The sequence below is a fragment of the Plantibacter sp. Mn2098 genome (genome assembly GCF_049319745.1).
Taxonomy (GTDB): domain Bacteria; phylum Actinomycetota; class Actinomycetes; order Actinomycetales; family Microbacteriaceae; genus Plantibacter.
In genome coordinates this window covers 166,726-179,727 of record NZ_JBMOUH010000006.1, presented here as the reverse complement: position 1 = coordinate 179,727, position 13,002 = coordinate 166,726, and the positions used below count along the sequence as shown (strand labels likewise).

Here is a 13,002-nt window from a genome sequence, read left to right as displayed (position 1 = left end):
ATCGAACCCCATTCGATAACTCTGAGAGCAGTCATGTCCCGATCCGTCCTGCCGTCCCGTCCCCGTCTTCGCCACGCCCTCCCCGTCGTCGCCGCCATCACTGCGTCGCTGGTGCTGAGCGCCTGTTCCTCGACCACACCAGCCGCGTCGAGCGACGCATCGAACGCCGCGACCCGTACCGTCACCCACGAGCTCGGCACGGTCACCATCCCCACTGCGCCGAAGAACATCGTGGCGCTCGACGAGTACGCCGCGATGGACCTCCTCTCCGTCGGCGTCAAACCGACGCACGTCTACCGTTCGCTCCAGTCGGCCACATCCGGCGCGGCGCTCGAACAGACGGGAACCGACCTCATCGACGACCCGACGTTCCTCACGAGCCCCAACATCGAGGCGCTCGCCTCCCTGCACCCGGACGTCCTCGTGATGAGCAACACCGGCCCGCTCGTCCCCGTCTACCAGCAGCTCTCCGAGGTGGCGCCCGTCGTCGCCCTGCCCTTCGCAACCGACTGGCGCACGATCGTCGGCGAGACCGGCAAGGCGTTCGGCGCAGAACAGGCTGCCGAACACGTCACGAAGCGTCTCGGCGCGTTCGAGGACGAGGTCGCGAGCCAGGTGCGCCAGCACAGCGGGACGACCTCCGTCCTGCTCGGATTCCAGGACATGATCATGACGCCGGCGAGCGATGCGCCGCTGTCCCGGCTCCTCGCCGACGTCGGAGTCACCCGTCCAGCGTCTGAGCAGAACATTCCCTCGGCCGAGGGCGCGGATGCGACCGTGCCCGTCTCGCCGGAGAAGCTCGCCGACCACGCGGCCGACACGACGGTCGTGCTGAGCGGGGGATACTACGACCCGGCCGTCGTCCAGGGCGCACCGACCTTCGCCGGCACCCGAGTCGCCCTTGCGGACGGCGACGCCTGGTTCGGCAGCCACCCCTTCGGCATCTTCTGGGTGTTGAGCGACCTCCAGACCCTCGCCGGCGGCAGCACCGCGCTCGGGACCGCTGCCGATGCGGCTGCGCGATGGGCGTCGTTCTCGGCGCTCGTCAAGCACTGAGCCCGGCGGGTCGCCCCGGCCCGGAACCTGCCAGCGACACCACGACCGAATCCACAACAGAATCGACCTCCGAACCGGTGCCAGTGTCCGAACTCGTCTCCCAGCCCGCGTCGACCGTCCTCGCGGCCGGCGCGCGGCGACGCAGGAGGATCGCGCTCGGGCTGGCGACCGCCATCGCCTCGCTCGTCGTCGTCATCGTGCTCAGCCTGATGATCGGAGCCAGGCCGCTCTCACCGGCCGAGGTGCTCGCAGGGCTCGTTGATCCGAGACCGGGATCGCCGGAGGCGGTGGTCGCATCGCTCCGATGGCCCCGCACGATGGTGGGCCTGCTCGTCGGCGCCTCGCTCGGTCTGGCCGGTGCGGTCGTGCAGGTCGTGACCCGCAACCCGATCGCGGACCCCGGTGTCCTCGGCATCAACGCCGGGGCCGCGCTCGCGGTCGCCATCGTGGTCGCGGCCGGAGCAGGCGGGTCGCCCGGAGCGCTCCTCCTCGGCGCATTCTGCGGCTCGCTGGTGGTTGCGACCACGGTCGTGGTGCTGGCGCTCCGCTCGGGTCGACGGGGCAACCCGCTCGAGTCGACGCTCGTCGGCGTCGCGATCGCCGCCGTGCTGACCGGCGTCACCGTCGCCATCGGACTGGCGGATCCGATGGCGTTCGCCAGAATGCAGGGCTGGCTCGCCGGATCGATCGCGGTCTACGACGTGTCGCTGCCTGCAGCGTCCGCGCTCGTCGTCCTCGTGGCGACGGTTGCGCTGATCTGCTGTGCACGCGGCCTCGGCGCCGTGCAACTGGGGGAGGACGTGGCGCGGAGCTTCGGCGTCCCGGTTGGACGGATCACCCTCCTCGCCGTGCTCATCGCCGCACTGCTGGCGTCGGCGGCCACGGCGGTGGCCGGTCCCATCGCATTCATCGGTCTGGTCGCTCCGCTCATCGCGAGGGCGTTCGCCGGTCCGCGGTTCGGCTGGGTCCTCGGGCTGTCCGCGGTGTTCGGTGCCGTTGTGGTGGTGCTGGCGGACATCGTCGGACGGGTGCTGTTGACGGACGGCGAGGTGCCGGCCGGGATCGTCGCGACGTTCATCGGCGGGCCGGCGCTCATCGTCGCCGTCCGTAGCGGACGTTTGGAGGGACGGCGGTGACGGTGTCCAGGAGGAGGGCCGTCGTCATCGGCGCACTCGCGGTGCTCATCATGGTGCTCGCGGTGGTGGCGCTCGGCTCTGGCGACTATCCGCTCTCGCCGGCGGAGACGCTCCAGGCGTTCCTGGGCGACGGGTTCGCGCACCGGGTCGTCACCGAATGGCGTGCTCCGCGTGTGGCTGCCTGGATCCTGTTCGGTGCGGCGCTCGGTGTCAGCGGGTCGGTCTTCCAATCGATCACCCGCAATCCGCTCGGCAGCCCCGACGTGATCGGTCTGGGTGCCGGGTCCTACACGGGCGCGCTCGTGGCGATGCTCGTCTTCGGGGCCGGTCGGACCGCGACGACGCTCGGAGCGCTCGTGGGCGGGGTGGCAGCCGCGATCATCGTGTTCGCGCTCGCGGCCGGCCGGCGTGGCTCCGGGCTGCGCCTCATCCTCACCGGAGTCGCCGTCGCAGGGATGCTGACCTCCGTGAACACCTGGCTGCTCCTGACCGCGCGGGTCGAGGTGGCGCAGGCGGCGAGCGTGTGGGGCATGGGCACGCTGACCGGCATGCGCTGGGACCTCCTCGGTGCACCGGCCGTCGCGATCCTCGCCGGAGTCGTTCTCGTGGGCGTCTGCGCAGGACCGACGCGCACACTCGAACTCGGCGACGACCTCGCGACCGCTCTCGGCATCAGACCGACCAGGGTGCGGTGGAGCATCGGGCTCGCCGGTGTCATCCTCACGGCGGCGGTCGTGTCTGCGGCCGGACCCATCGCGTTCGTCGCGCTCGTCGCACCCCATCTCGCCCGGCTGCTCACGGGCGCGCCCGGCTTCCGACCGGTTGCCGCCGGGCTCTGCGGCGCAGTCGTGCTCGGGGCGGCCGATGTCGTCGCGCAACGTCTGATCGCACCGGCCCAGTTGCCCGTCGGCGTCGTCACGGTGTGCGTCGGCGGCGTCTTCCTGCTGGTCCTCCTCCTCACCCGTTCGCGCTGACCTGTTCGCGCTGACCCGTTCCCGCTGACCCCCTCGCGCCGACCGGCTTGATTCACCCCGCTCCGGCTCCAGCCCAGCTCCACCGACTCGCCCCGATCCATCGCCGAACCAGCTCTGAAAGGCACCTGATGGCCACACCACAGAACCCCGTCACCACCCTCACCCGCCCGGTGCGGGGTGTCACCACCGCTGCGATGGTGCTCGCCGCTCTCGCCTCGCTGTGTGGCATCGTCCCGTTCATCGCGGTCGCCGAACTGACCAGGCTGCTCCTCGCCGGTGATGGCCCCGGCGCAGGCGCGGCCGGTGTGTGGACGACGGTCTGGCTCGTCATCGGCGGCCTGCTCGGGCGCACGATGCTGATGGGGGCGGCGCTCGCGATGACACACCAGGCGGACGCGATCCTCCAGGCGACGCTCGCACGCCGCATGGCGGCCCACCTCTCCACCCTCCCGCTCGGCTGGTTCGCCGGGCGGACGTCCGGGCAACTGCGGAAGACCGTGCAGAACGACGTACACGACCTCCACTACCTCGTCGCACACGCCAGGGTGGAGACCGTCGCAGCGGTCGTCCTCCCGCTCGGTGCGCTCGCGTACCTCGTCGCCGTCGACTGGCGTCTCGCCATCCTCGCGGTCGTCACGATCCCGGTGTACGTCGTGGCCTACGCGGTCATGACCAGGGGGATGGGTGAGCAGATGCTGAAGATGAACGCAGCGCTCGGCGCGGTGAGCAGTTCGCTCGTCGAGTTCGTGTCGGGGATCGCCGTGGTCAAGACCTACGGCGGCGGGCGCCGGGCGCATCGTGCGTATCGGGAGGCCGCGGAGACGTTCGGGCAGACGTATGCGGCCTGGGTGGGGCCGATGCTGCGCACCGACGCGCTCGGCTCCCTCGCGGTGACGCCGCCGGTCGTGCTGCTCGTGAGCCTCGCCGGATGCCTGTGGCTCGTCTCAGGGGGAGTCGTCGGGCCGGTCGCGGCGGTCACCGAGCTGATGATCGCCGTGATGATCCCCGGCGTCCTCGTGACCCTCGGATTCGGCGCGTCGGCGAAACGCGAGGCGACAGCGGCCGCTGGACGCATCCAGGCCCTCCTGGACACGCCGTCCCTCGTCGAGCCGGTCTCGCCGCGCGTCCCAGCCGACAACACCGTCGTCTTCGCCGGGGTCTCGTTCTCCTACGACGGGGAGCGGGACGTCCTCCAGGGCATCGACCTCGAGTGTTCGCCAGGTACCGTCACGGCGGTCGTCGGCCCGTCGGGTGCAGGCAAGTCGACCCTCGTCGAACTCCTGCCACGATTCTGGGATGCGAGCGTCGGCGCCGTCACGATCGGCGGGGTCGACGTTCGCGAAATCGCGGGCGACGAGCTCTACCGTCACGTCTCATTCGTCCTGCAGGACGTCGCACTGCTGACCGGCAGCGTTGCGGACAACATCCGGCTCGGGCGCCAGGACGCGAGCGATGCGGAGGTCAGAGCTGCGGCCGAAGCCGCGCAGATCCACACGCGCGTCGAGGCCTTGCCACGCGGGTACGACTCGGTCGTCGGTGAGGACGCGCGGTTCTCCGGCGGTGAGCTGCAACGGATCTCCATCGCACGGGCGATCCTGCACAACGCCCCGATCCTCGTCCTCGACGAGGCCACGGCGTTCGCCGATCCGCAGTCGGAAGCCGCCATCCAGAGTGCGTTGTCGCGGTTGATCGTCGGCCGGACGGTGTTGGTGGTCGCCCACCGGCTGCACACGATCACGGGCGCGGACCACATCGTGGTGCTCCGCGACGGACGGATCGTCGAACAGGGACGACATGAAGCGCTGCTTGTGGCGGAGGGAGAATACGCCCGGTTGTGGGCGGCGCAGACGGGGCCGGATCCGGCGCTCGTCGGCGCTGCGCCGGCGTCCGCATCCTCCGCCTCCGCATCGTCCGTCACCGCCACCGTTTCCGCCACGACCCCTGCACACGATGGGAACCCAGCATGATCCGCCAGCTCGCACTCATCCTCGGCCCAGTGGAGGGACGGAAGCTCCGCGTGTACCTGGGGTGGCTCCTCGCCTCCGCCGTGTTGCAGGGCCTCGCCGTCACCGCCCTCGTACTCGTCCTGTCCGCGATGCTCGACGCTCGCTTCGACGAGGGCTGGGCCTGGCTCGGGGTGATGGCGGTCGCCGTCCTCGTGGCCTCCATCGCGTCGTACGGTCAGGCGATGCGCGGCTTCCGGGTCGCCCTCGCGCTCCTGCGCACACTGCAGAACCGCATCGGCGACCATGTCGCGACCCTCCCGCTCGGCTGGTTCCAGACGGAGCGGATCGGCCGGTTGTCCCGCATCGTGACCAACGGGACGATGAACCTCGGCTCGCTGCCCGCGCACCTGCTCACACCGCTCGTCACGGGGATCGTCACCCCGGCGACCGTTGTCGTGTGCCTGCTCTTCCTGGACTGGCGCATCGGCGTGGCCGCCCTGCTGACGGCGCCCCTGCTCGCGCTCGCGTTCTGGTGGTCGAGTCGGCTGATCGAACGCGGTGACCGTCTGGTCGATGCGGCGTCAGCCGAAGTCGGCGAACGGGTCGTCGAGTACGCGAGGACGATGCGCGTGCTGCGCGCGTTCGGGGGGACCGGCCGCGTCTACGAGCCGCTCGAGCGGAGCCTCGCCGAGCACGGACGGTCGCGTGCGGCGATGCTCCGCACCGTCGTCCCGGGCACCCTCCTCGTCGGACTGACCGTGCAGTTCGCGTTCTCCGTCGTGATCATCACCGGCGCGTCTTTGGCCCTCGGCGCCGCGGTGGAACCGGCCACGGTCATCGCCTCGCTCGTGCTCGCCGCACGGTTCACCGGGCCGCTCGCGGAGGTCGGCGACCTGATGGGAGCCGTCCGGATGGCGCGCGCGGACCTGGCGCGCATCACCGCGGTGCTCGAGGAGCAGCCGCTGCCGGCCCCAGCGGTCGACGCCGCCGCTCCTGATGGCGACGCTCCTGACGCCGGCGCCGTCGCACCTGGCGACGTGGAGTTCCGCGACGTCGGTTTCGGCTACCCGGGCGGCGACCGGGTGATCGGCTCGGTGTCGTTCACGGCGAAGCAGGGGTCGCTCGTCGCATTGGTCGGCCCGTCCGGCGTGGGCAAATCGACGCTGCTGAGTCTGGTGCCCCGGTTCGCCGACGTCGGATCCGGCGCCGTGCTCATCGGGGGAGTCGACATCAGGGACCTCACCACGGAGACGGTCATGGACGCGGTCGCGATGGTGTTCCAGGACGTGTACCTGTTCGACCAGACGCTGGAGGAGAGCGTGCGGGTCGGACGTCCGGACGCTTCTGAGACGCAGTGGCGACGTGCGGCGCGGCATGCGGGTGTGGACGAGATCGCCGCGCGTCTCTCCGAGGGCTGGGACGCGCCGGTGGGCGAGGGGGGGACGGCTGCTGTCCGGCGGTGAGCGGCAGCGGGTGTCGATCGCCAGGGCGATCCTCAAGGACGCGCCGATCCTCCTCCTCGACGAAGCGACGGCAGCTCTCGACCCGCACAACGAGCGGATCGTGCAGACGGCGCTCGACGAGTTGCGGGCGGACAAGACGATCATCGTGATCGCCCACCGTCTCGCAACCATCCGGACCGCCGACGAGATCGTGGTGCTCGGGCCGGGCGAGGAGGGATCGGTCGTCGCGGAACGCGGCAGTCACACCGCGTTGCTGGCGGAGGGGGGTGTGTATGCGGCGTACTGGCGGGAGCGCTCGCAGGCCGCCGGCTGGCGGATCGCCGCGGTCGGGGCCGGTGCGGAGCGACCGGAGTGATGAGAGGTTGCCTGGTGTGTAGGCCCGGGTGAGCGAGGCCGGTCGGCTGACTCGCCTGCCTGGGTCGCCTCGCTGAGACAGCCGGCCGGATCGTCGGGCTGAACGGACGATGCCGACGCGCAGGCTGCGCGTCGGCATCGCCGTCGGATGTCTCCCGACTACTCGGTCACGGAGCCGTCCGCGTGCAGCTTCGCCGCTGCGGCACGACGGCGCGCGATGAGCAGCGCACCACCCGCGAGCAGCAACAGGAGCGACGCGACCAGGAACGGCCCTCCCGTTCCGAAGCCGGTGCTCGACAGCAGACCGGACCCCGTGCCGGCCCCGGCCGCCGCGACGACGGTCGCATCTGCCGAGGCGATGACGGTGCCGTCGGCCGCGGTCAGCTCGATGCGGTGCGCACCGGCCGTCGCATCCGTCGGAACCCGGAAGGTCACGGCGAGCGTGCCTGCCCCGTCGACGGAGGTCGAAGCGACCGTCACCGGCTCGGAGCGGAACACGACCGTGTAGGCGCCGGCCGGGATGCCAGAGCCCGTCAGCGAGACCTGCTGACCAGGCGTGAGTGTGCCGCCGCCGAACGAGATGCTCGGTGCGGTCGTCGCAGCGACGCGGCTGGAGCCGATCTGCGAGACGTTGCCGACGGCATCGGTCGCTCGGAAGCTCACGACCCGTGCGCCTGGTGTGACCGCGACCGGCGTGCTGTAGGCGGTCCAGGTGCTCGCACCCGTCGCCACGGCGCTGCCGAGCGCGTACTCGAGTGTCGCGACGCCTGAACCGGTGTCGGTGGCCGCGAGTGCGACCGTCCCGGCCGTGTCGTCGACGGTTGCCGTGACGACCGGCGCCGTGATGTCGACCCGTCCCGTCCAGGTGACGTCGTCCGAGACGTTGTCGCTGTCATCGGTCGCCCGTGCGAGGACAGTGTGCTCGCCCTCCGTGAGGACGATCGGCCCGGTGACGGCGACCCAACCGGCGCCGTCGACGTTCGCCTCCACCGCGGGCGGGGGAGTGAAGTCGTCGGTCGCCGTGATGGTGAGCGACGTCGCCGGGTGCCAGCCGTCGACGGCCGTGGTGTTCGGGGTGATCGTCACCGTCGGCGCGGTCGTGTCGGTCGGTGGGTACGAAGCCAACTGCGGGGATCCGAAGGTCCCGACCGCTCCTGCTCCGGCGTCGTTGATGATGTGCGAGATGCCGCCCGAACCGTTGAGGAACACGCTCGTCATCGACGTGAACGTCACCTGGCGCGACTTCGGCGCCTGGATGCCGCTCTCGGCGAGGATCGGGATGCCGCGTTCGAAGAACGAGTAGTTGCCGAGCCCGGTCGCGTTGTGGACGCGGACGTCGTCGGCGACCCGGTACGAGGCGTAGCCGTTGCGCGTGCCGTCGTTCCAGGCGTCCTGGCTCGGCGGGTCGTACGGCAGCTCGCTCTGGTAGAAGATCGTGCGTCCGCGCTCGCCGTTCCAGACGGTCTGGTTCTCTTGGTAGTGCTCGACGAACAGACCGGTCGCCGTGACGTCATCGCCGTTCACGACGACGCCGTGCGCACCGGTGTTGACATCCCAGCCGAACGCGCCGGCATCGCCGTGGTCTGCGCGCCAGGCCCAGATGTGGTCGAGGAGGACGTCATCGCTGTTGATCTCGATGCTCGTCTTCGCCTTGCCGGCCCACGCGCCGCCGATGCGGATGAAGACATCGCTCAGGGTCGTCGGGTTGCTCGCGTCCCCGGCTGCGCCTGCTGCGGAACCGATCTTCACGAGCGTTGCGGACTCGGTCGTGCCGGCGTCGACGGTGATGCCGGAGACGACGACGCCCGGAACGTCCGCGACCTCGAGCGCCGAGGTGCCGGCGGTCGGAGTCAGCGATGCGTAGCCGAGGCCGAGCACGACGGTGTCGGCGCGGGTCACCTTGATCGACTCCGCGAGGCGGTAGACACCGGGGGTGAGCAGGAGGTTCTTGCCGGAGGCGAGTGCCTGGTTGATGGTCGCGGCCGAGTCGCCCTCGTGTGCGATGTAGAAGTCGGCGATGTCGATGGCCGCGCCGTCGGACGTGCTCGTGCCCCAGTTCACACCGGAGGTATTGGTCTTGGCGGACGGCACGAAGACCTTGTAGTCGTCGCCGTCGAGGTACAGGTACGGCGATTCGCGGGTGACCGGGGTCTCATCGATCGTCGTCTTGTTCCCCGGCGCGAAGTCGGTGGCGGGAGCGCCGTCGACACCGGAGAACACCGTGTTCCAGACGCCGCCGTCCCACGAGCCCACCTCGCTGTCGCGGGTGAACCACTGCTGCTGCGATCCGGTGGAGACGGTGCCGCTGACGCGGGAGTTTGCGAGGTAGCCGCCGCTCGCGTACTCGCCGAATCGGCCGAACACGGAGAGGTCGCCCTCGATGTTCACCCGGCGAAGCGGAGCCGCCTGCGATACGGCGAACCGCAGCGTGTGCGCCGGTGCGACACCGTTCGGGATCGGCCGGAGGGCATCGGCGCCGACGGGCTGCTGGATGGGGTTGATGGTCACGTTGCTGAGGGAGCGCCAGAAGCGCGTCAGGGAACCGGGCTGCTGGCAGGCCCACGGTGTGTCTTCGCATTGGCGGACGGGTTCGACGTGGATGGCGCCGTTCAGGCGCACGTCCTCCGGCGACGCTCCGAGGCCGGCGACCGAGGTGTAGTAGCCCAGCTCGGCGTTGACGATGCCGGTCGCGGTCTCCGGGTTGTTCTGCCCGGCTGCACTGCCGTAGGTGCCCGGCTTGAAGAAGACGGCGTGGCGGTTGGGGCTGAACTCCGCTTCGTTCGAGATGGAGACGAGAGTCTGGTTGATGTGCTCGACCGAGTCGCTCGGGTCGAAGATGATGACGTTCGGCCCGAAGTCCGGGCCTGGTGCGGCTGCCGCTGGTGCGGCGAAGACGGTGCCTGCGGCGAGGACGGCCGCGATGGTCGCGCCGATGCCGGCGGCGCGGATCGTGGTGGTCGTCCTCGATGTCGCATTGGTTGCGCGGCCGATGACGGCCGGTGGAGCGTCCGTTCTTGCGTGATGTCTCGTCACGTGGGTGTTCTCCTTTGAACTGGATTGCAGGAATCGACGGCGATTCCCGCTGGACGTCGTCGTCCGCGGTTAGCCTAGGGGAACATCACTTACTTGTCAGTAAGTTTTTACGACAAAACGAAATACCGCGTCACCCCGCCCTTCGCCCTGTTCGCAATTCCGGAACTCGCTCGCCGGATAGCGCATTCCGCGCCGATTCCGCGCGGGTTTCGGACAGAATCGCCGAGATCGCGCAATTGTTCCGGAATTGTGGATGGGGCGTGCGAGGAGGGGTGCGCGAGCGGGGTGAGTGAGGTTAGGCTTGCCTAAGCAGCGGGTGTTGCTGAAGGTGGCCTGAGGAGACGTGTGTCCAGTCTGAAGATCCAGATCTCGAAGCAGCGCAAGATGATGCGCACGAGAGTCGTGCGCGTCACGCGCCTGACACCGCACTTCGTCAACGTCACTCTCGCATCCGAGGACATCGCGGATTTCGATTACCTCGGCCTCGATCAGTGCGTCCGGCTCTTCTTCCCCCGCCCTGGCCAGCAGTCGCTCAGAATGCCGACCGCGTCGGGCAACGGCTGGATCGCCCAGTTCTACCTCCTGCCGTCATCGGTCAGGCCCCACGTCCGGAACTACACGATCCGAGCGCACCGGCCGGAGCTGGGCGAGGTCGACATCGAGTTCGTCGCCCACGGCGACGACAGCCCTGCGTCCTACTGGGCCACCCATGCACAGCCGGGCGACGAGGCCGGACTCTTCCCGGAGGGCATCCAGTACCTGCCGCCGACCGACACGAATTCCCAGCTCATCGTCGGCGACGAGAGCGCTGTGCCCGCCATCCTCAGCATCCTGGAGCAGTCGCCGCCGGAACTGCGCGCGAAGGTGCTGCTCGAGGTGCCGACGACGGAGGACATCCGTCAGACGCCGCACCTCCACGACGTCGAGGTCCACTGGCTGCCGCGCGACGGCCGAGAGGGCGCGCCCGGAGAACTCGCGCTGGAGACGTTGCGCCGGGCGAAGCCGCCCGCAGCGGACGCGTACAGCTTCATCGTCGGCGAGAGCGCCCTCGCCACGGGCGCCCGTCGCCATCTCGTCTCGCAGGGCGTTCCGAAGTCGAACATCACGTTCATCGGCTACTGGAAGGTCGGGCGCGCGTCGCTCGGCTGACCTCCGATCGGACCTTGTCGAGGTTCCTGGCCGTGATCGCAGCGCCTGGATCGCCCAGTCGGCATCGTCGCGCCTGGATCACCGGATCCGCTCCGACGCGTCCGCCCTGCGTCTCGACCGCATCGCGTACACGATCGCTGCGACGCCGAGGACGACGAGCGCGCCGATGCCGAACCACAGGTTCGAGACGGAAGCCGATGCCCGCGACGCCCAGGTCTCCGCTTCGTACTGCGCGCTGATCGTCAGGACTCCGCCGAGCGATGCCGTTCCCTGCGTGGCGATGAGCAGCACGCCGATGCCGATCGACAGCGATCCCGAGACGACCATCCACACCGAGTTCTCCCATCGGCCGATGCGGAATCGTCGCGGGCGCAACCACGCCCGGCTGCCGAGGTCGAACCGGCTCCAGGCGAACGACAGCACGCCGAGGGGCAACGCCATCCCGAGCGCGAACACGGCGAGCATGATGCCGCCGTAGAGCGGGTTTCCGCCGACGGCGGCGACGGTGAGCACGGAGCCGAGGATCGGCCCTGCGCACACCCCGGCCACCGCGCAGACGGAGCCGAGGACGAAGACGGAGATCGCCGAGGTGCCCTCCCCGCCGGCGCCGCGGCGGAGCCCCGGCAGGTCGACGCCGATGATCTGCAGCAGTCCGACCACGATGACGATGGCGGCTGCCACGGTCACGATCATCGTGCGGTGCTCGGTCACGAGCGATCCGAGCACCCCGGCGAGGAGCCCGAGCGGGACGAGTGTGACGAGGAGCCCGGCCGTGAACAGTCCCGTTCTGGCGAGGAGCTTCGTCGGGCTGGAGAACGCGTACGCGAAGAACGCGGGCAGGAGCATGACCGAGCACGGGCTCAGCAGGGTCAGGATGCCGCCGAGGAATGCTCCGGCGTATCCGATGTCGATGACGCCCACGCGCTACTCCGCCTTCTGGGAGGCCGGCGTAGTCGGCCGGGTCGATACGTCGGACGCTTCGGCGACGGCGATGGCGGCGTCGATCGTCTGTCGGAAGACGTCGATCGGTTGCGCGCCGGCGACCGGGGTGTCGTTGATGATGAAGATCGGCGTGCTGGCGATGCCGATGCGCGTGCCCTCCGCGTAGTCCGTCTGGACGGCACTCGCGAGGGCTGGGTCGTCGAGGTCCGCGGTGAACCGGGCGATGTCCGGCACGCCGATCTCCCGCGCGAACTCGAGCAGGCGCTCGCGCGGCAGTTCCGGGTGGCCGCGCTCCGGCGCCGCCGCGAACATCGCCGTGTGGTACTCCCAGAACATGCCCTGGCGGCCGGCCGCCCTCGCGGCGACGGCTGCTGCGATCGACTGCTCACCGAACACGGGCAGGTCGCGCCATTCGATGCGCAGCTTGCCTGCATCGACGTATTCGCGGACCAGGGCCGGTTTGGTGTCGCGGTCGAAGACGCCGCAGAACGGGCATCGGTAGTCGGCGTATTCGACCATCACGACCGGGGCGTCGACACGTCCGATCGCGGTGACGTCGTCCGGGTCGCGGCGTTCCAGGTTGAAGGAGGGAGAGCCCGCGTCCTGCTGGCCGGTTGCCGGGTCCGGATTCCCGATGGCGTCGCCGGGGGTGCGCGACGCGTCGCCCTACGGGAGCCCGGCGAGGATCATCACGATCGCGAGCGCCGCCGCGCCGCCGATCGACCACCACACGATCCTCGTGCGGCGCGCACGGGCTTCCTGCGCCTGTCGGGTGGCGCGCGATCGCGACGCGTCGGCTCTGGCGGTGCGAGCGTGTGTGGTGCGCGGTTGTGCGGTGTTCTGGGCCTGCTCGTGGCGTTTGGGGTGCTGCTTGGTCATGGATGTGCTGCTTTCGCGGGTGTCGAGACGGCACGGCGATGTCTGCAGCAATGGCAGGGTCGATCGTCGT

General features: G+C 70.0%; 11 protein-coding genes. 7 read left to right on the top strand and 4 right to left on the bottom strand.

Features of this window, described 5'->3' with window-relative positions; genetic code table 11:
* Window positions 1-33 precede the first annotated feature (33 nt).
* The 6 genes from ACL9RL_RS10990 to ACL9RL_RS10965 all read left to right on the top strand — a co-directional run bounded on the left by ACL9RL_RS10990 (window position 34) and on the right by ACL9RL_RS10965 (window position 6,930).
* On the top strand, window positions 34-1,056 hold the full coding sequence (locus tag ACL9RL_RS10990) for an ABC transporter substrate-binding protein (RefSeq protein WP_422780294.1): 1,023 nt from the start codon (window positions 34-36) through the stop codon (window positions 1,054-1,056).
* A gap of 77 nt (window positions 1,057-1,133) precedes the next feature.
* Complete coding sequence (locus ACL9RL_RS10985; RefSeq protein ID WP_422780293.1) at window positions 1,134-2,192, top strand: FecCD family ABC transporter permease; 1,059 nt, start codon at window positions 1,134-1,136, stop codon at window positions 2,190-2,192.
* On the top strand, window positions 2,189-3,166 hold the full coding sequence (locus tag ACL9RL_RS10980) for a FecCD family ABC transporter permease (RefSeq protein WP_422780292.1): 978 nt from the start codon (window positions 2,189-2,191) through the stop codon (window positions 3,164-3,166). Before ACL9RL_RS10985 ends, ACL9RL_RS10980 begins: the two co-directional genes overlap by 4 nt.
* A 128-nt stretch (window positions 3,167-3,294) precedes the next feature.
* Complete coding sequence (locus tag ACL9RL_RS10975) at window positions 3,295-5,133, top strand: ABC transporter ATP-binding protein (RefSeq protein WP_422780291.1); 1,839 nt, start codon at window positions 3,295-3,297, stop codon at window positions 5,131-5,133.
* Window positions 5,130-6,575 (top strand): ABC transporter ATP-binding protein, encoded by a 1,446-nt coding sequence (locus ACL9RL_RS10970; protein ID WP_422780290.1) that lies wholly within the window; start codon window positions 5,130-5,132, stop codon window positions 6,573-6,575. Before ACL9RL_RS10975 ends, ACL9RL_RS10970 begins: the two co-directional genes overlap by 4 nt.
* Window positions 6,576-6,585: 10 nt before the next feature.
* A complete protein-coding gene (locus tag ACL9RL_RS10965) occupies window positions 6,586-6,930 on the top strand; it encodes a hypothetical protein (RefSeq protein WP_422780289.1) in 345 nt (114 codons plus the stop codon).
* A gap of 158 nt (window positions 6,931-7,088) precedes the next feature.
* On the opposite strand, the gene ACL9RL_RS10960 is transcribed toward ACL9RL_RS10965, so the two are convergent.
* Entirely contained in the window at window positions 7,089-9,962 is a 2,874-nt protein-coding gene (locus ACL9RL_RS10960; protein ID WP_422780288.1) for an OmpL47-type beta-barrel domain-containing protein, read from the bottom strand.
* Window positions 9,963-10,307: 345 nt separating this feature from the next.
* On the opposite strand from ACL9RL_RS10960, the gene ACL9RL_RS10955 reads away from it, so the two are divergent.
* Entirely contained in the window at window positions 10,308-11,111 is an 804-nt protein-coding gene (locus ACL9RL_RS10955) for a siderophore-interacting protein (protein ID WP_422780287.1), read from the top strand.
* A gap of 78 nt (window positions 11,112-11,189) precedes the next feature.
* On the opposite strand, the gene ACL9RL_RS10950 is transcribed toward ACL9RL_RS10955, so the two are convergent.
* The 3 genes from ACL9RL_RS10950 to ACL9RL_RS10940 form a co-directional block, all read right to left on the bottom strand.
* A complete protein-coding gene (locus tag ACL9RL_RS10950) occupies window positions 11,190-12,032 on the bottom strand; it encodes a cytochrome c biogenesis CcdA family protein (protein ID WP_422780286.1) in 843 nt (280 codons plus the stop codon).
* A 3-nt stretch (window positions 12,033-12,035) separates the two neighbouring features.
* Window positions 12,036-12,572 (bottom strand): DsbA family protein, encoded by a 537-nt coding sequence (locus tag ACL9RL_RS10945; protein ID WP_422780403.1) that lies wholly within the window; start codon window positions 12,570-12,572, stop codon window positions 12,036-12,038.
* Window positions 12,573-12,719: 147 nt separating this feature from the next.
* Window positions 12,720-12,932 carry a hypothetical protein gene (locus tag ACL9RL_RS10940; RefSeq protein ID WP_422780285.1) on the bottom strand — a complete coding sequence of 71 codons (213 nt, stop codon included), beginning with the start codon at window positions 12,930-12,932 and terminating at the stop codon, window positions 12,720-12,722.
* Window positions 12,933-13,002: the final 70 nt, after the last annotated feature.

Bases quoted from the DNA above. Each gene is read 5' to 3' on its own strand.
- ACL9RL_RS10945 (WP_422780403.1), bottom strand. From the start codon at position 12,572: ATGGTCGAATACGCCGACTACCGATGCCCGTTCTGCGGCGTCTTCGAC.
- ACL9RL_RS10975 (WP_422780291.1), top strand. From the start codon at position 3,295: ATGGCCACACCACAGAACCCCGTCACCACCCTCACCCGCCCGGTGCGG.
- ACL9RL_RS10990 (WP_422780294.1), top strand. From the start codon at position 34: ATGTCCCGATCCGTCCTGCCGTCCCGTCCCCGTCTTCGCCACGCCCTC.
- ACL9RL_RS10940 (WP_422780285.1), bottom strand. From the start codon at position 12,932: ATGACCAAGCAGCACCCCAAACGCCACGAGCAGGCCCAGAACACCGCA.
- ACL9RL_RS10970 (WP_422780290.1), top strand. From the start codon at position 5,130: ATGATCCGCCAGCTCGCACTCATCCTCGGCCCAGTGGAGGGACGGAAG.